Source organism: Sphingobacterium sp. Ag1, from assembly GCF_000988325.1.
Lineage (GTDB): Bacteria > Bacteroidota > Bacteroidia > Sphingobacteriales > Sphingobacteriaceae > Sphingobacterium.
Genome location: NZ_LBGU01000040.1, coordinates 209,121 through 226,127 on the forward strand (window position 1 = coordinate 209,121; position 17,007 = coordinate 226,127).

Consider the following 17,007-nt stretch of genomic DNA (forward strand, 5'->3'; position numbering starts at 1 on the left):
ATTTTATTTGGTTAAAAGTTGCTCCAGTTTAGATACCTTTGCCTCTAGTTCATTCCGTTTCTTTTCATTCTCGATAGCATGCAACGTCAGTTCTTCTACTTTCTTCAACAAAAGCAGATTCATTTCAGCCAGATCCAAACCATCCTTTTTAATTTCTTTTGCTGAAGGAATTTCGGGAAGATGCTTATTAGTTCTTACATAATCGGCAATATAATCTAGACTATTAAGTTCATAATCCGGTTCAAATACATAATCCGGAACGGTGATATCTGTTTTGACTTTAATTTCTTTGGCCAATATATTTCCATCAACTGCTAATTTAGCCATAGGCGAATCAGTGCCAATACCAACATTACCGTCCTTATTATATTGAACCATAAGTCCATCATAGGCTTTTGTCACTTCTGGTTGAATGTAAAACAGCTCTGAAATTCCCAAACGATTTTGGGTATCATTGGTGTTATAAATAGTGAAACGAATTTTTGAAGGTCTTATATTTCCAGGTGAAATTTTAGCCATATAGTGCCAAGCTGCATTATTGTTTACATCTGCTATAGTACGCCATTGATTAACACCTCCAAACACATCATAAACTTCAATTTTAAATTTTGTCGGCATATAATAACGTGTAGTCAAGCCGATCCATGTTCCTTCCTGTGCATCATAATCAGGAATATCTTCAATAAGAATAACATATGGGTTTTGCGGATTTATTCCAACTGTTGAATAGAAAGGAAAAAATTGTCCATCAAAAAGTGTTGGTAATGATAGGCTAACACTTCCTGATTGAGTTACTTTATAACGTTTGTCTGCATAGAAAAGAAGATTCTTCTCCAAAGAAGATACAGAACGGTTAGAGGGAGGAACAATAACTTCCGTTTGTGCAAAAACAAGCGCCTTAATGCTCATCATATACATGAAAATAAAAAATAGTTTTATATTCACCATAAACTATGCAATTAATATGTGGTTTAAAAAAAAATACTATACGAGGGCGTTTCAACTGGAAAACTAGACCTTGAACTGATCAACTTTAATCTTGCCTCAATTTAACTCCCTCCTCCTGACGGTCAACCTTCTTATTCAATTCAATCACTTGCAAAGTCAATTCCTCGATCTTCTTCAGCAAGATCTTGTTCATCTCACCAAGTAAGACACCATCTGCTTCTACCTCCGATGCTTTAGGCACCTCGGGCAGATGACCATGCTGTTTGATAAACTGCTCCGTTTCCGATAAACTCGGTAGCTTGTAATCCGTTTTAAAAACATAATCGGGCCAATCAGCAGCAGCAGTTGTCACCCTGATCTCGTGAGCTCGAATCTTTCCGTTTACAGAAAGTTTGTCCTGAGGATTAATTGTTCCAATACCAATATCCCCATTCGGTCTGAACACCATGTACGCATTGTTATATTCACGACCAATATATGAATATGTTAGATTTGAAATACCGCCGAAATAATTTCCAAATGTTCCGAGCTGAATATAGGTTTCCGAATTATCCTGATTAGCGATGCTATAGCCCCGCGCAAAACCACCTGTACCGGTGGGAAATTTGGAAAGGATTTTCACCCCATAAGCAGGACCATCCAATCCAATAAGAATACGTGCATCCTGACTATAAACATTGTCAGCAGTTAAACACAAACCAACAATCGCCATAATTCCCTTTATTATTTTTTTCATATACTATTTAAATTCGTTTTCACCGGTTTTCTACTATGATCCAATAGAATCTATTTCTTCATGTTTTCCATTTTTTCAAGCCGCTTGGCTAACGATTCATAACCTTCTTTGATCCCGTTAATCTCCTTCTCCTTCTCAATGAGATGCAAGGTCAGCTCCTCCACTTTTTTTAATAGGATGAGATTCATTGCAGCCAAGTCCAAGCCAGTTTTCTCAATCTCCTTAGCGGATGGCACATCAGGCAAGTGTTTATTTAACTTTACATACTGTTCTACATCTGGCAGGCTGGCTAGCTTATAATCGGGTTCAAAAACATAATCTGGAACGTTAATATCTGTTTTAATCTTGATTTCTTTAGCCAATATATTTCCGTCTACGCTTAATTTGGCTAGTGGGTTTTTACTGCCTATTCCAACATTTCCGTTGGGCATCACCCTCAACTTTTCAGTTAATCCGGTTGCATACGTCTCTTGAGTGAGTATTTGTAAACCGTAGGCGTTATAATCAGCACTTTCCGTAAACGTATTGATTGAAGTACCATACGTCGTGTAATCGCCAAAACTCAAAGACTGACTGATCATGGGTACAGATTCACCGGCCGTATTTGATAGATTCTTAATTAAAAAATTGCCACCCCTTACTTCGAGTTTGGACAGCGGTGTGGTCGTGCCGATCCCCACTGAACCTGTAGTTGGAAAACTATTGTTTTGTGCTTTACCGTACTGGAAGCTTATCAAGCTTAGGACGAGCAATACCATCTTATTCATTATCTTATTATTAAATTGGTTATATATTTTTATAAATCTCAAAGATTTGTAGAAATACTTACAGTCGATTTTCCAATTCCTTGATCCGTTTTTCTTGTTCCGCAATTCTTTTTTCCTGATGTTCGGCCCGCTCTGTTGCCCGAATAAGATGCAAAGTCAACTCTTCAATTTTTTGAAGTAGATCAATCTGTAGATTACCCAAATTGATACCTTCTTTTTCCATCTGTTGAGCACTTGGAATCCCGGGCAAATGTCTATTTTGCTGAATAAACGTTTTTACAGAGTCTAAGGCCTGAAGTTGATAGTCGGGCTCAAACACAAAATCAGCTGTTTTTTGGGTATTCACACGAATTTCATGTGCTCTTGCTGTCCCGACAATATCCAATTTATACTCAGGAGTAGTAGTGCCTATTCCGATACGTTCGTCATTAAAATATCTATATTGTCGCGAAATTCCCCCAGCGCCAACAACGGGAATAGACAAGGTGACACCTGCTTGTAAAGCGGGGATAGAAACCTCATGCAACAACTGCATCTTTACTTTTACACTAATATCGTTGTGTATTGCGTTGAGATGATATATCGGTATTCGCGAGTTTACCGGATCAAAATCTCCGATAGCCCAATAGGACGACAAGGGTTCTGAAGATTCTGTAATTTCACTAGATTGGTTTAGATAGCCTTGGGAACTACCATTATATACTATATCAATGCGCTTTATTAAAACACCCCTATTTAGCTGGTTATTGTATCCTCCTGTAATTTGTATCTCCATTGTTCCGTAAATATTGATATTTGGAGGAATCCGTATATAACAAACCTCATTGGAGACACCCTGATTAAACGAAGTTTGAAATGATTTTTCAAAAAAATGCTGCGCTTCCACCTGTAAGGAAACCAGTAGACTCAAAAGAGCAATTAAATACCTGGTAATCACGTTTCGAAAATAAAATAAGTTAATTTTAAGCTGAGAAACACATTCTCATAAGGCCACCAAGAGAATCTATTCAAATCAAAATTAAACTATTTAGCAAAATATGCAAAATTATTTTCTTGTTAAATTACAGGTATAATGGTATAAAAATTTTAGTCACCCACATTTTTAATGATGATTCTTCATACTTCACAAATTTTTAATTTTTATTCTTTTTAAGCTCACTTTTTATTTCCGCTATTTCTTTATCTTTTTCCAATAAATATAAGGTCAGCTCTTCAATTTTCTTCAACAATATCTTATTCATTTCGCCTAAAGATATCCCTTCACTTTCCACGCTGTCCGCATTAGGCACTTCCGGTAGGTGACCATTTTCTTGTATAAACAATCGCAATGAATCTAAACTTCTTAATCCGTAATCTTTCTTGAACACATAATCCGGCCAATTGGCCGTCTCAACTTTAATTTCCTGCGCCCTTATTTTACCCTTGACCGACAGTTTCTCTGTAGGCGATTCTGTTCCAACCCCCACGTTACCATCCAAATAAAATAAACTAGCGGCATTTCGCTGCCACTGAAAAGATGAACCAAAAAATTGCGGCACAACGGTACCATTACCTGTATCGTAAAATTCAACAAATGCTTTAACAGCATACCCGTTAGCATGATTCGTATACACTTTAACAACATTATCCTCCACGATAAGCAAAGGATGATTTGACGTTGAACCTGCGAGTGCCACTGCCCTGATTTGCCAAGTTGTTGTCGGGGAGTCGTACCACACCAGATATTCAGCACCGGTGCGCGTACCTGTCGGACTGACAGCTAGTTTTACACGGTAAAGGCCGCCGATCTTCAATGGTTGCCCACCCGCATCTGTAAGTTCAACCTTGGCCGTAGCACTTACACTCACAGTCTTGATAAAGGTTGATGTCTGTGCCATTGAATTGGAAATACCAACGAGGAAAAGCAACAGGAAAATAATCTGATAACCTAGAATTTTATTCATACATTTTTTTATTTCGGTTAGCTTAAGTCATGCGAAATGGATCACCCGCCGATTCCGGCAATTGCCCCCTGTCATCTCTTCTCAGCCTAATGCAATAGACCTTAACTTTCCCTCAAACAAACACAACTCGCTACAGGTTAATAAATTATTGATATATTTATAAATACAAATTTATAAATTCACAAACATACTTTATTATTATTTTTAAATTAATTATATGAAGCTTATTGCCAATTATGCTTAAAAATTATCACCTGTATTTAAAAGGCAGAACGATCTATTTATCCCCATCATCACACCTTTAAGTAAAAATTTGTGTAGATTTACAACACTTAACGCATTAATATTACATGAAAAGATTTTTAGCTATATTTCTACTATTTTCCTGCTGCTTTGCTGCCTGTTCCGAATTTATAGAATATCCTTTGGAGAAAGAAAGTGTCGAACTATTGGCGCCGATGGACAGCCTTTCCACACAAGACAGTGTCGTGAGCTTTTATTGGAAAAATCACCAGGACGCAGACAAATATCGGCTTCAAATTGCACGTCCAAACTTTGATTCTATTCAAAAAGTAATAGTAGACACGGTAACCACATTGGATCACCTTAATCTTACAGTAAGTCCAGGAAAATATACCTGGCGCGTGCGACCGGAAAATTCGGGCAGTGTAGGTCTTTTCAAACAACGCCAGATCACCATTTTGCCGAGCTTGAAATAAAGATGAAAAACAAAGCGATGACATATATATTGCTTTCCTTGGTCGTTGGACTTTGGGGCTATATTATATATAAGATTTTTGCAGCAGTTTCTGATGATGATCAGGGTCCTCGACAGGCACAAAAGAACTTTGTCCAAAATGTGAGCGACCTCAGTTTTTACAATCAAAAGAAAACAACCGCTTTGCTATTAAACTATCCTGATCCCATGTTAAAAAATGTCGTTGCCGATACCGTCCCTTCAGCACCGGTAACGCCCGCCGTAAACAACTATGTCGCGCCACCGGTTCAGTCTTATCAGCCCGAACCGCAAATCAATGTGCGCTATATCGGGTTTATCGAAAATCTAAACGACAAGAAACCTACGGCCATCGTCGCCATCATGGACAAACAATATATGATGAATGTCGGCGATGAACAGCATGGGGTTAAATTGACAGCTATTAACCAAGAGCAGATTACCATCAAAGCTTACGGTAAAAACAAGACAATATTTAAAAATGACAACTAAAAAAATTCTGTATACGATCTTCTTTTTCATGATTTCCATCATCTGTCAGGCACAGGTTAAAGAACTCGCCATCTTTCGGAGATTCACCATTTCGTTCAATGACGGAAGCAAGACCATATGCTATGCCGACAACATTAAGATCAGTCCTAATAGCGATAAAACCTATGTCTGGTACGAAAGCAATCAGCTGCACAAAACTATGGGTGGCTATTCGGGAAAACTTCTCAATGGGCAGTTTACACACTACTTCCCCAATAAAAATCTATCCGAACAGGGATTATATGTAAAAGGACTCAAACAAGGCGTTTGGCGCCATTGGTACGAAAACGGAAATCTCAAAAGTGAATCTAATTGGATGGCGAACATTGAAGAAGGCCCCTTTGTACGTTACGATGAGCAGGGAAATTGGATCCAACGCGGCTATCTAAAAGAAGGTAAATTGCACGGTAGCATAGAGAACAAAACAAGCGATATCATTAGTTACCAATATTTTGACCTGGGAAAGGAAATTTCCAAAGAAGCTTTTCAAAACAACAATATCTTCCGCAAGACTGGAAAGCTGATCGGTGACCAGATCAATAAATGGTTTAAAAAGAAAGAGAATCAGCCCGAACCGGTAACCCCTAATTCCTAAAACTATGCTCAAGGCGGCAGCATTATATCTGGTGTTGGTCATTTCCCTTATCGTATCGGTACTTTTGGGAAGTTTGATCTATCTTGCTTTCTTTTTTCGGGACCAGGATGCCCGTTTTAACCGGAAAGAACAGCTGAGACAGCAGGTTGATGCCGGATATAGTCTGGTTACCTCCACCAATTTCCCCTACGCACTGGATACCGCACTGACCAATGTCACCCAGCAGGGGGATTCGGTCTATCTCTCGAAATACGAATGGGGACTTTATGATATTGCCGTTGTCCGCACGCATATGCTACAGGATTCCCTGATGAAAACGGCTCTATTAGGTGCAATCCCCACCGACTCAACGGTACTGTATATCACAGATGAAGACCGGCCAGTTTCAGTAAGTGGTGAAACAGTCATTAAAGGAACTGCGTTCATCCCGAAATCTGGAGTCAGACCATCCTATGTTGACGGCGAATACTTTAAAGGCAATGAGAAGATCGTCGAAGGGAAGAGCAAAGACAGCGACCGACAGATGCAGGCACTGAATACCAAACGTCTAACAGCATTGCAGGATTTACTCAAACAAGACAGTCTGAAGGGCGAGACGCTGCCCCTGGGTACCACAAACAAAAATCCCTTTCATCAGCGCACTTTGCGCTATCATCTCCTTGCAGGTCAGGGACAGATCAGTGATAGTCTGATGGGTAATATTCAATTGCTATCGGACACAACAATCATCATTCCTGCGACAGCATTTTTACAAGATATCTTAGTGATTGCCCCCTGTATTCGTATTGAAAAAGGATTTAAAGGCGCTGCGCAGTTCTTTGCCACCGACTCATTGATATTGGAAGATAATGTTTCCCTTCAGTATCCATCGACCGCAGCAGTTATCGGTGCCGAAGGTAAACGAACTAGCTTGAGAATAGGCAACAATTGCAACGTTGCCGGAACAGTACTCTTATACGAGCCCAAACGCTCCGATATGCCATCAGCTGCGAGCCTTGGAAAAGACTGCACTATTCAGGGAGACCTTATTGTATATGGTCTTCTGGACTATAGCAAAGGTCTACAGGTCATAGGGCGAACAGCTTGTTACCGGTTTCTGTACAAAAGCCCTTCGTCTATGTACGAGAATTTTTTAGTCAATATCAAATTTGACCGCAGCAAGCTATCCCCCCACTTCCTGAGTTCCTATTTACAGATAGCGGATCAAAAAAAACAGGTTAATAAACCTTTAAAGTGGTATAGCTATGGGGGATAAAATGATTCGGCTCAAAGCCTCCTCCCTGGTGGAAACACTTGTATCCATGGTCATTATCCTGATCATATTTGGAATCGGCATGTTGATTTTCGTCAACCTGACCAAAGCCTCCAGAAGTGAAACACGAAAGAGCACAACGGAGCAGATGATGCTTTGGAGCCGCCAGCTAGAAGCCAATGGGTTTGATGGTAACACCGAGGGGGAAAGCTTGCAGGATAGTATAAAATTGGGCTACCAGCTCAGGGAAGCTGAACGGCATCCCGACCGTTCGCGTCTAGCTGTTTATGCGATCTCTGAGGAAGGAAAAGTAATCGATAGCCTGATACGCTATATTGAAAATAAAACAACCGTAGGAGGTCAGCAATGAGAAAACAAAAGTTAAAGGCTTTTACCCTCATGGAACTTACCATTGCCATGCTGATTTCAGCCATCAGTATCGGTATGGCTTTCTATATGTTTCAATATTTTCAACAGCTCTTCCTACGGCAGCAAAAGCAACGACAGGAGCGCTTCTCCTACAGCCTCTTCAAACATCTGCTGGAACAGGACATCAATAGATCGGTTTGGTTAAAAACAAGCGAAAATGGTCTGATCTGCGAAAATGAATTTGGAAATATCAGTTATGAGTTTTCACCTAAATTCATTGTGAGAAATCATAACATCGTGCATAAAGATACTTTTCTAATTCAAACTGTCAATCTGGATATGACGCCAAGGATACAGCATCTTCCATCGGAAGAACTGACAGACCATATTAACCTGAATATCCGGTTTGAAAATAAAGAACATCAATTTGATTACCATAAGATCTATTCGGCTCAGCAACTTTTACAGCTTGAATCGGGGATCACTAATTAATGTATTCGTCTATGCCTTCAATTGATATCTCAAAATATAAGAAGAAGCCCGAACAGCCAACTTCCCCTAAGAAAAAAGAAGGGGCTGGCGATATTTTGGCCTTTCTGAACAAAGACATCAGCTTTGGCAACGGCCAGCTTCCCGACAAGAAAAAAGAAGAGTTCTATGTCGAATTCAGCACCCTGCTCTTATCTGGAGTTGACCTTAAAACAGCTTTTGATCTCGTCCTTTTGGATCAGAAAAACAGCAAGGACAACAAATTGTTCCAAGAAATCAAGAGCAATGTCCTCGTAGGCGATAGCCTTTCAGATGCCATCCGTAAAAGTGGAAAATTCAGCAATTACGAGTTTTTCAGTTTACGGATTGGGGAAGAGACCGGGAAACTTGGCGAGGTCATGAAAGAATTGGCCTCTTTCTATAAAAGCAAGATTGGGCAGCGTCGCAAGATTATTTCAGCACTCACCTATCCCGTCATTGTGTTAAGCACCTCGATGGGGGCGGTACTGTTTATGCTCAAGTTTGTGGTGCCGATGTTTTCGGATATTTTCAAACGTTTCGGTGGCGAACTACCGGCCATTACAGCGTTTATTTTAAAAGTCTCCCAATTTATGGACCGTACGTTCTGGTGGGGTGTATTAGTCCTTGTCGGTCTTATTGTATTTATCCGTTTCAACCAGAAGCAGCTGTGGTGGCGGAAGTGGTCTTCCAGGATTATGTTGCGACTTCCACTATTTGGCGATATTATTCGCAAGGTCCATTTGGCGCGTTTCGCTAATACCATGCGTCTATTGGTCAGCACCAATACGCCGCTGTTGCAGTCTATCCAATTGGTGCAGCAGATGACCGACTTTTACCCGATAGCACATTCTTTGGAAGGAGCCGAAAAAGAAATCCTACAGGGCGAATCTCTGCACGCAGCACTTTCCAAATATCCTTTTTATCCGGCCAAGACCGTCCAGCTTATCCGTGTTGGCGAGGAGGTTAACCGGCTGGATTTTTTCTTTGAAAAGATTGCCACGCAGTTGACGGAAGAAGTCGAATACAAGACCTCTACGCTCTCCAGTTTGCTTGAACCTTTTATTATTATCTTCTTGGGCTTGGTCGTTGGATTGATCCTCATCGCCATGTACCTCCCGATGTTCCAAATGAGCAATAGTTTTTAACCACAAAAAATATATTTTATGAACAAGCTTATTTTTTCAATTGTCCTGCTCCTTTTAGGATATAGCTACTGTGCCAAAGCGCAAAATGCGAATGACTATTTCCAGACTACAGTTACTTTTCCTGCAGATTTCAAGGTTGGCGATTTTATAGAATTCGCTTCAGCCAAACCGATCGCAGTAGGTGCGTCAGGTTATTATGAAGTTTCAATAGCTTACACGAGGGGTAACGTAGCGTCTGCAGCCACACATATCGTTTCTTCCACACACTCCAATCCTACGAGATGGCTTGAAGCTGCTCGTATAAATAATAACGTATACACATCTGGAGGCGTGAATTTTACGATTGATCATAATACGGGTACAAAAGCATTTCGCATTAGAGCAACTAATACCTTAGGAGTAGCGACACCTTTGGCTGTGGATGTAAAAATTCGTTCTATTAATTTTAACACTGGTTACAACAGTTATATTACAACTGGCAATGAGCCAAACGCAATAGGACTTTTGCCCATGACATTCAATTGGAGTTTAGTTGTAGGAAATACCATTGAAAGCATCCCCGGTATCCTTGCCATACATGCCGCTAACAACGGTAACGTCGGTATTGGAACTAGCGCCCCATTGGACAAACTATCGGTTAACGGTAAAATACGCGCGCACGAGATCAAGGTGACGACTGCTGCTGCGGACTGGCCGGACTTTGTCTTCAATGAAGATCATCAACTGATGCCCTTGGATTCACTTGCAAGTTTTGTAAAAGAAAACAAACATCTACCAAATATAGCTCCTGCAAAATCAGTCGAGGAAAATGGTGTCGCCTTAGGGGAGATGAATCGCAAGCTACTACAGAAAATTGAGGAAATGACTTTGTACCTGATTCAACAAAATAAGGGCATGAAAACGCTCAACCAAGAAATTGAAAGTTTAAGAAAAGAAATTGATGTATTAAAAATGAACCGATAAAATACCTCTGTTAAGTCCAGTTTTTTAACCACAATTAAAGTATATTTTATGAACAAATTTAATTTATTCATTATTCTGATTTTATCAGGATTTGGCTATACTGTAAAGGCACAAAATGCAAATGATTATTTGGAAACGGTCGTCGTCTTTCCAGTAGATTTCAAAATAGGCGATTATATTGAATTTGCCTCCGCCAAGCCGATTGCCGTCGGAGCTTCAGGCTATTTTGAAATATCCATTGCCTACACAAGAAATAATGTGGCAGCTGCTGCAACACACATAGCCTCTTCAACGCATGCCAATAGTTCAAGATGGCAAGAAGCAGGACGTATAAACAACAATGTTTACACAAGCGGCGGCGTGAATTTCACCGTTGATCACAACCCAAATACCAAGGCTTTTAGGATAAGAGCTATAAATACATTGGGTATTGAAACCGCGTTAAATGTGTCTGTAAAAATCCGTTCTGTCAATTTCAATTTGGGGTATAATAAATATGCGACACCTATTTACGGAAATGAACCCAATGCTATAAAATTGCTTCCCATGACATATGATTGGGATCTCATTGTGGGCAACAATTATATGTCTTCAGAAGGTATTCTAGCCATCAAGGCTGCTTCCAACGGCAATGTTGGCATAGGTACAGCCAATCCTACGGAAAAACTAGCCGTAAGCGGAACAATTCGGGCAAAAGAAATCAAGGTCGAAGCGAATCCATGGCCTGACTATGTCTTCAATGATGATCATCAGCTGATGCCCTTGGATTCACTTGCAAGTTTTGTAAAAGAAAATAAGCATTTACCCAATATAGCTCCTGCAAAATCAGTCGAAGAAAATGGTGTTGCTTTAGGAGAGCTAAACCGCCAGCTACTTCAGAAAATTGAAGAGATGACTTTGTATTTAATTGATCAAAGCAGAGAAATCAAAAGTTTGAAAAATGAAGTTCAGGCTTTAAAAGCGCAACGACGTTAATTTACATGACAAATAAAAAAGAGCGAATAGAAGAATATTAGTATTCGCTCTTTCTATTGAGACCTAAAAAATCCATAGGCAATATTGATTTATCCTAAGCGTTTAATCTGTAGAGATGCCATAACTGTAATTGCTTATACTTCTTAAGTACAAGTAGATTTACTGAATTCCACTTAGCTTCTTCTCCAAAGCATCTATTCGCTTATCCTTATCGATCATATGAAGAGTCAGTTCCTCAATCTTTTGAAGCAAAATTCTATTCATTTCCCCTAAAGAGAGTCCATTTTCTTCAACCTCAGTAGCCTTTGGCACCCCAGGTAGGTGCTTATTCTTTTCGATAAATGCGGCAGTTTCCTTTAGTGTTGGCAATTGATAACTTTCGGCAAATACATAATCTGGCCAATTGGCTGTTTCCACTTTAATTTCCTGTGCGCGTATCTTTCCTTTAACAGACAATTTCTCTGTTGGAGCATCTGTTCCAATGCCCACATTGCCCGCAGACGTCCATTTTCCTCCAGGAAGTGTAATCTCTCCCCTAAAGCTATTTTTATAAATGGCATCCGCCACCATCGTACCAGTAAAAGGCTCATCTACAATTGTCCAGCCTTGATAATATGTCACAGGCTTATTCATTCCTGAAAAAGCATTCACGAATATTTTCTGATGGTATACTTTATCCGTAAAATAGATCACCACTAGATTATTTTCGTTCGCTATCTTAATGTCTGGCGTATGCGCACCGGAAGATGAAATTACAGGATAATATACATAAGGACCGTTCGCATTATAATAAATATAAAAACAGAGATGCAGATCCAAGGCAGAAGTGATGCCGTAACTATATCCCTTTATCTCCAAAGAAACCATATCCGACGCAGCTACAAAGGGAATATTTGTTTTAATTTTCAGACCATTTACGGGAGTAGTGCTCGTCATATAACGAACAATATCTGGATAAACCTGCGCTTGGCTTTGAGATATATTCGTCAAAGCAAATGATAGTATAATGAAAACAAGTTTAGAAAATTCGATAATTCTTCCCGAATTTTCAGAATAGGTATTTCGGTATTCCATAATCAATTTATAATAGGTTAATATAAATATAGTTATTTCTCCAGTTTTTTCAAACGCTCAAGCACACCGTTCAGGATTTCATCTTGCCTTTCAATTTTCTTATCCTTTTCTATCAGATGCAAAGTCAATTCCTCCACTTTTTGCATTAAGATCTTATTCATTTCGCCTAGAGAAAGTCCATTTTCCTCAACCTCAGTAGCTTTGGGTACACCCGGCAGGTGCTTGTTCTTCTCAATAAATTCTGCTGTTTCTTTCAGAGTTGGTAACTGATACCCATCGGTAAATACATAGTCTGGCCAATTAGTGGTTTCGACTTTTATTTCATGAGCTCGAATTTTTCCGTTTACAGACAACTTTTCTTTCGGTGAAATAGTTCCGATCCCTACATTACCCGTCGGTAAAAAGGAGAGAAAAGTCTGATCATAACCCAAACCGATAAAAGAATAAGTTTGTTTCGTCACACCATTTGTGGTGTAACCATAAGAACCGAGCTGTATAAAATTCTCACTACCGTTTTGATTAGAAACGCGGTAACCTCTAGCCCATATTCCATTTCCACCTGGAAAATTGGTTTTGATGTTCACTCCAAATGCAGGTTCATTTAAGCTGAGCTCTATATTTGGATCAGATGATTGTGCCGATAGTGCAATTGGCAAGGCTAATAATAACGTTGCTACAAAATTTCTTTTCATATTATTTATTTAGTAAAATATCCAGCTATTATTCAGCTATTCAGCTCCGTTAACTTATATTTTCTTCTACCTCTCCAACTTCACCTTAAACCCCACTTCTCCTTCAATTACTTTACGCTCGTTGGCCGATACTCTCCTATTGTCAAACTTCAAGGTCACTGTGCTCAGATATCCCAATGTATTGATTTTTTCCAGTTCGGCAACGGATGCGACTATAGATCGATAGTCTCCCTTTAAGGTTAAGCTCTTAAATTTAACAGCAGCACTATCCACCTGCATAGCATTCTTAGGGAGATTATTAAAATAGACCTGAATACGGGGCGAATTAATTGCACGGCTAGCTTCCGAAAGGAAATTATCGTTCCAGGTTGCCGAGTCACTTTGATAAACTTTACTCAGGCTATCCAAAACTTTACTCTTCCGTGTAAAATCAAACTGTGTACTATTGCTGATATCATTACCGATCAATCCATTCAGACGCGTATTTTCACGATAGGCCAGATAGGTCTTTTGGAAGGCCAAAAACCAAGCAAGCACTAGGAGAATCCCGGCACCTACAAACAATAGCTTGTTGCGTTTTTTATAGTCAATTTCCTTCCACTTTATCATTGTAGTTTATCTTTATGGTAAAGGCATCCATCGTTTCATCCTGTTGCTTGTTGCCATATTCCTCGATACTGACCTTTGCGATCCAGGGATTATTCTTGAGTTCACGCAGCCATAGATTGAGCATTTCCAAAGTTGGACTATTCCCTTTGATTATAATCTGGTCAGCCTGTTGGATCACTGTATTTCCCAGTCCTTTTGATTGCGGGTTGACCTGGATCTGTGCCAGGCTGATCTGCGTAAACTGTCGGATGGAGTAACCGATCTGATCCAGCAGCCAGGCTTTGGAAACACCACCATTCCATCCCAGTTCAGCCAATAATTGCTCATTGTTCTTTATTCCTCCTTCTAACTTTCCTAAATCCTGCACCGTGCTCTGTTGACTGCTTACCCGGTCTCGCAAGACCATATTTTCCTGATAATAATGACTAAATAAAACCGTGTTCACCAACAGCAAAATAAAAAAAACAGCAACTAGTATCACCAAGTTCACTTTGAACTTTTGTTTTTCGAGCCAGCTTTGACGCTGTTCCTCCACTTTGGGACTAAACAGCCCATACTCTGGGATATAATCGGCCATCAAAGTTGAAAAAGCTGTTGCATAAGCGGTCACATACTGCGCTTTAATCGGATGGTCGCCAATCTTTAAGGCAAATCGGCTCTCGAACTCCTGCCCATACCGATATTCTTGCCATTGTTTGTTTTCGGCACTGATCCGTATGGAATGTCCGTCAAAAGTGTAGGCATCACCGTAACTATTGATCTGACCAAGTATCGCGTCGAGCACAAAGGGACCGATAAACACTTTGATAACCTGATATCCGCTGACAGCAAATCTGTCGATCATCTCCACAATATAATCCTTTCGCACAAAAGCCACCCATTGCTTTGATTCCCCTTGCAACTGCCCATGATAAAAACGATCCGCATCATAGCTGGGGAATATAGACTTCAACCGCTCCTCATCCAGATCCATCGGTGTAGTCTCTTTGATAAGGATCTGTCTCGAATCAAGGTGAAGTGCAACAGGTGTATCTTTGTACTTGTTGTTTGTGATAAGTTCCCAGTCGTCTACCTCCCAGGTATCTTCAATTTCAAGTTGGTCTTTTTCCAACTTGACCTTGCAACAACGAATGGAAAGACCGGCAGAATCCTGTCGAAGAGAAACGCCGACGCAAGTATTTAATCGATATTTTTCCTTGATCCTATTCAACATGGACTAATACAATATCGTTGGTTTAATAAAGACGACTGAGACGACTTTCTGTGTACTTTTCTCCCGGCTGCTAAATAGCCATTTCAAAATAGGAATACGGGATAAAAGTGGTAACCCTCTCCCACTATTACTGTTTTCGGTACGCTCTATTCCACCTAATACAATCATATCTTCGTTACGGGCACGGATGATGGACTCAAACTTACTATTTGATGTTGGTGGTGGCTCATTTTTTCCAACCGTTCCTATAAAATCCGAAATATCCACCTTGATTTTCATGGTAATTTGGTCATCGCCTGAAACAACTGGTATAACTTCGATTTTCATATCCGCATCCACATCCTTGTACTGTGTAGTGAAAACATTGGTATTTGTCAGCCCCGGATATACATTTTGTGTTTCAATCTTGTAATAGCGTTTACTTCCAATACTCAAGACCGCTTTATGGCCGTTTAATGTAGAAAGCTTAGGAACAGATCTCATCTCCACATTCTTGTTCTCCTCCAAGGCCTGTAGACGCACATAAAAATTAGGGGTTACACGCCCGAGATTAAAGGAATTGTTCTTTCCGAGCTGTGAAAGAAAACGGTTAATAGATCCGGATCCAAAGGTAAAACCATCGGAAAGGCTTCCCCCCACTTTAGGAGAAATGGAGTCGACCCCCATTTTGATTCCTGTCTTAATGGTGTTTCCTTTCTGTATATCGAGCATAGTCACTTCAATCAATACCATCGGCACCAATTTATCCAGCTGCTTCACATAAGTTTCAATTTCACGGATCTGTGGTCCCGATCCCGAAAGCAGCAACATATTCTGCTCCTTAAATTCTTTGATCTCGACATCTTTCCGCCAATCCATCGGAATCATCATCATAATGGTATCTATAGAACGATGCTGTAACTGGACAATTCTATTATCTCGTAACCCTTCATTGCGACGGTTACCGATCAGATAAGTATTGTTATCCATCCGGAAGGTATACGGTGTTCCCTGAAAAATAGAGGTTAGGAACTGGTCAAAAGAAATATCCTTTACATTGGTCGTAATATTCCCGTCAATCTGGCTATAGATAAAATAATTGACATTAGCTTCTTCTGAAGCACGCTTGATCAATTCGATAATTGGTGTATTGGTTGCTTGTATCGTAAAACGCTTTCCGCCACCCGCTTCCGTTTTTCCGTAAAGTGCATAGTTACCCGGTTGCCCGCCCCCCATGCCCGGATTCATTCCATTCGCTCCATTTGCAGGATTACTTGCATTGTCCGGTCTAAAGCGCACATCCGTTTGCCGATCGTCATTGATAAACAGTTCCTCTCCGGGGATCAAGGACTCAAATACATACACATTGTCATTGGTCTTGCGGTATTTCAATCCGTTCACATAGGCCAACTTTTCCAATGCCGTTTCAAATGGCGCTTCAGCCATAAATCCCGTCACGGTCTTCTGGAGCAAGGGTGTTGGTACGATCAAGTTTTTGCCCGATAGTGAACTGATTTTTTGAGCCACCTTACCCAAGGGATCATTCTGCAGCTCATAGCCTAGTCCATCGCTTGAGGTATTGTACTGTACCTTGATATCCTTTTCGATCTGAACAGGTTGGGGTTCCGGTAATTTTTTGATCGTCATAATCGAACCGATCACATCGATATCCAGGCCATATGTTTTCGCTAGAAATAGCAGTACGTTTTTAGCAGTTTCGCCTGTAAAGTTATTGACAATGGAAAAACTCAACGTAGGGTCCACATTGATATTCAAATCATTGGACTGCGCTAGGGCACGTAGAAATTCCTGTGCCGTAACGCCCGAAACGGAAAGTTTCACCTTCTTTTGTAGTCCAGGCACTGTTCCTGCCAACGCTTCCAGCCGTTGTTCCACGCGCGCATAGTTTTCTGTCGCATTTTGAGCAAAAGTGCTGATGCTAAAAGATAGTAATAGCAAAAAGGTTAAAT

The 17,007-nt window shown here is 40.3% G+C and carries 19 protein-coding genes; 9 read left to right on the forward strand and 10 right to left on the reverse strand.

Going from position 1 to position 17,007, the window contains the following annotated elements:
• Positions 1–3 precede the first annotated feature (3 nt).
• The 5 genes from AAW12_RS25580 to AAW12_RS25600 form a co-directional block, all read right to left on the reverse strand.
• Positions 4–912, reverse strand: a complete 909-nt coding sequence (locus tag AAW12_RS25580) for a hypothetical protein (protein ID WP_156167655.1) — start codon at positions 910–912, stop codon at positions 4–6.
• A 121-nt stretch (positions 913–1,033) separates the two neighbouring features.
• Positions 1,034–1,684 carry a hypothetical protein gene (locus tag AAW12_RS25585; protein WP_053003715.1) on the reverse strand — a complete coding sequence of 217 codons (651 nt, stop codon included), beginning with the start codon at positions 1,682–1,684 and terminating at the stop codon, positions 1,034–1,036.
• A 50-nt stretch (positions 1,685–1,734) separates the two neighbouring features.
• Positions 1,735–2,451, reverse strand: coding sequence for a hypothetical protein (locus AAW12_RS25590; protein WP_053003716.1), 717 nt, complete (start codon positions 2,449–2,451; stop codon positions 1,735–1,737).
• Positions 2,452–2,509: 58 nt separating this feature from the next.
• Positions 2,510–3,388: a hypothetical protein gene (locus tag AAW12_RS25595; RefSeq protein ID WP_156167656.1), complete on the reverse strand. Its 879-nt coding sequence runs from the start codon at positions 3,386–3,388 to the stop codon at positions 2,510–2,512.
• A gap of 196 nt (positions 3,389–3,584) precedes the next feature.
• Positions 3,585–4,394, reverse strand: a complete 810-nt coding sequence (locus AAW12_RS25600) for a hypothetical protein (RefSeq protein WP_053003718.1) — start codon at positions 4,392–4,394, stop codon at positions 3,585–3,587.
• 350 nt (positions 4,395–4,744) lie between these two features.
• Between AAW12_RS25600 and AAW12_RS14435 the strand changes: the two genes are divergently transcribed.
• Genes AAW12_RS14435 through AAW12_RS25615 form a run of 9 tightly spaced genes read left to right on the forward strand, consistent with a single transcriptional unit; the run spans position 4,745 to position 11,470 of the window.
• Complete coding sequence (locus AAW12_RS14435; protein WP_046674316.1) at positions 4,745–5,113, forward strand: hypothetical protein; 369 nt, start codon at positions 4,745–4,747, stop codon at positions 5,111–5,113.
• Positions 5,114–5,115: 2 nt separating this feature from the next.
• Positions 5,116–5,622, forward strand: coding sequence for a hypothetical protein (locus tag AAW12_RS14440; RefSeq protein WP_046674317.1), 507 nt, complete (start codon positions 5,116–5,118; stop codon positions 5,620–5,622).
• On the forward strand, positions 5,612–6,256 hold the full coding sequence (locus tag AAW12_RS25605) for a toxin-antitoxin system YwqK family antitoxin (protein ID WP_053003719.1): 645 nt from the start codon (positions 5,612–5,614) through the stop codon (positions 6,254–6,256). Before AAW12_RS14440 ends, AAW12_RS25605 begins: the two co-directional genes overlap by 11 nt.
• A 4-nt stretch (positions 6,257–6,260) precedes the next feature.
• Positions 6,261–7,511: a hypothetical protein gene (locus AAW12_RS14450; RefSeq protein WP_046674318.1), complete on the forward strand. Its 1,251-nt coding sequence runs from the start codon at positions 6,261–6,263 to the stop codon at positions 7,509–7,511.
• The gene (locus AAW12_RS14455; RefSeq protein ID WP_046674319.1) at positions 7,501–7,878 is read left to right on the forward strand and encodes a hypothetical protein; all 378 of its coding nucleotides are present in this window, start codon (positions 7,501–7,503) and stop codon (positions 7,876–7,878) included. The genes AAW12_RS14450 and AAW12_RS14455 overlap by 11 nt, the downstream gene beginning before the upstream one ends.
• Complete coding sequence (locus tag AAW12_RS14460) at positions 7,875–8,369, forward strand: type II secretion system protein J (protein WP_046674320.1); 495 nt, start codon at positions 7,875–7,877, stop codon at positions 8,367–8,369. The genes AAW12_RS14455 and AAW12_RS14460 overlap by 4 nt, the downstream gene beginning before the upstream one ends.
• A gap of 11 nt (positions 8,370–8,380) precedes the next feature.
• Positions 8,381–9,532 carry a type II secretion system F family protein gene (locus AAW12_RS14465; protein WP_046674415.1) on the forward strand — a complete coding sequence of 384 codons (1,152 nt, stop codon included), beginning with the start codon at positions 8,381–8,383 and terminating at the stop codon, positions 9,530–9,532.
• Between the two features lie 18 nt (positions 9,533–9,550).
• A complete protein-coding gene (locus AAW12_RS25610; protein ID WP_053003720.1) occupies positions 9,551–10,495 on the forward strand; it encodes a hypothetical protein in 945 nt (314 codons plus the stop codon).
• A gap of 48 nt (positions 10,496–10,543) precedes the next feature.
• Complete coding sequence (locus AAW12_RS25615; protein ID WP_053003721.1) at positions 10,544–11,470, forward strand: hypothetical protein; 927 nt, start codon at positions 10,544–10,546, stop codon at positions 11,468–11,470.
• Between the two features lie 159 nt (positions 11,471–11,629).
• On the opposite strand, the gene AAW12_RS25620 is transcribed toward AAW12_RS25615, so the two are convergent.
• The 5 genes from AAW12_RS25620 to AAW12_RS14500 all read right to left on the reverse strand — a co-directional run bounded on the left by AAW12_RS25620 (position 11,630) and on the right by AAW12_RS14500 (position 16,996).
• Positions 11,630–12,544 carry a hypothetical protein gene (locus AAW12_RS25620; protein ID WP_053003722.1) on the reverse strand — a complete coding sequence of 305 codons (915 nt, stop codon included), beginning with the start codon at positions 12,542–12,544 and terminating at the stop codon, positions 11,630–11,632.
• Between the two features lie 32 nt (positions 12,545–12,576).
• Positions 12,577–13,236 (reverse strand): hypothetical protein, encoded by a 660-nt coding sequence (locus AAW12_RS25625; RefSeq protein ID WP_053003723.1) that lies wholly within the window; start codon positions 13,234–13,236, stop codon positions 12,577–12,579.
• 66 nt (positions 13,237–13,302) lie between these two features.
• Complete coding sequence (locus AAW12_RS14490; protein WP_046674321.1) at positions 13,303–13,845, reverse strand: hypothetical protein; 543 nt, start codon at positions 13,843–13,845, stop codon at positions 13,303–13,305.
• On the reverse strand, positions 13,823–15,058 hold the full coding sequence (locus AAW12_RS14495) for a hypothetical protein (RefSeq protein ID WP_046674322.1): 1,236 nt from the start codon (positions 15,056–15,058) through the stop codon (positions 13,823–13,825). Before AAW12_RS14495 ends, AAW12_RS14490 begins: the two co-directional genes overlap by 23 nt.
• A gap of 3 nt (positions 15,059–15,061) precedes the next feature.
• Positions 15,062–16,996, reverse strand: coding sequence for a secretin and TonB N-terminal domain-containing protein (locus tag AAW12_RS14500; RefSeq protein WP_231585273.1), 1,935 nt, complete (start codon positions 16,994–16,996; stop codon positions 15,062–15,064).
• Positions 16,997–17,007: the final 11 nt, after the last annotated feature.

Bases quoted from the DNA above. Each gene is read 5' to 3' on its own strand.
- AAW12_RS14465 (WP_046674415.1), top strand. From the start codon at position 8,381: ATGCCTTCAATTGATATCTCAAAATATAAGAAGAAGCCCGAACAGCCA.
- AAW12_RS25620 (WP_053003722.1), bottom strand. From the start codon at position 12,544: ATGGAATACCGAAATACCTATTCTGAAAATTCGGGAAGAATTATCGAA.
- AAW12_RS25580 (WP_156167655.1), bottom strand. From the start codon at position 912: ATGATGAGCATTAAGGCGCTTGTTTTTGCACAAACGGAAGTTATTGTT.
- AAW12_RS25615 (WP_053003721.1), top strand. From the start codon at position 10,544: ATGAACAAATTTAATTTATTCATTATTCTGATTTTATCAGGATTTGGC.
- AAW12_RS25585 (WP_053003715.1), bottom strand. From the start codon at position 1,684: ATGAAAAAAATAATAAAGGGAATTATGGCGATTGTTGGTTTGTGTTTA.
- AAW12_RS14435 (WP_046674316.1), top strand. From the start codon at position 4,745: ATGAAAAGATTTTTAGCTATATTTCTACTATTTTCCTGCTGCTTTGCT.
- AAW12_RS14495 (WP_046674322.1), bottom strand. From the start codon at position 15,058: ATGTTGAATAGGATCAAGGAAAAATATCGATTAAATACTTGCGTCGGC.
- AAW12_RS25610 (WP_053003720.1), top strand. From the start codon at position 9,551: ATGAACAAGCTTATTTTTTCAATTGTCCTGCTCCTTTTAGGATATAGC.
- AAW12_RS25600 (WP_053003718.1), bottom strand. From the start codon at position 4,394: ATGAATAAAATTCTAGGTTATCAGATTATTTTCCTGTTGCTTTTCCTC.
- AAW12_RS14455 (WP_046674319.1), top strand. From the start codon at position 7,501: ATGGGGGATAAAATGATTCGGCTCAAAGCCTCCTCCCTGGTGGAAACA.
- AAW12_RS14490 (WP_046674321.1), bottom strand. From the start codon at position 13,845: ATGATAAAGTGGAAGGAAATTGACTATAAAAAACGCAACAAGCTATTG.
- AAW12_RS25625 (WP_053003723.1), bottom strand. From the start codon at position 13,236: ATGAAAAGAAATTTTGTAGCAACGTTATTATTAGCCTTGCCAATTGCA.
- AAW12_RS14450 (WP_046674318.1), top strand. From the start codon at position 6,261: ATGCTCAAGGCGGCAGCATTATATCTGGTGTTGGTCATTTCCCTTATC.
- AAW12_RS14440 (WP_046674317.1), top strand. From the start codon at position 5,116: ATGAAAAACAAAGCGATGACATATATATTGCTTTCCTTGGTCGTTGGA.
- AAW12_RS25590 (WP_053003716.1), bottom strand. From the start codon at position 2,451: ATGAATAAGATGGTATTGCTCGTCCTAAGCTTGATAAGCTTCCAGTAC.
- AAW12_RS14460 (WP_046674320.1), top strand. From the start codon at position 7,875: ATGAGAAAACAAAAGTTAAAGGCTTTTACCCTCATGGAACTTACCATT.
- AAW12_RS25605 (WP_053003719.1), top strand. From the start codon at position 5,612: ATGACAACTAAAAAAATTCTGTATACGATCTTCTTTTTCATGATTTCC.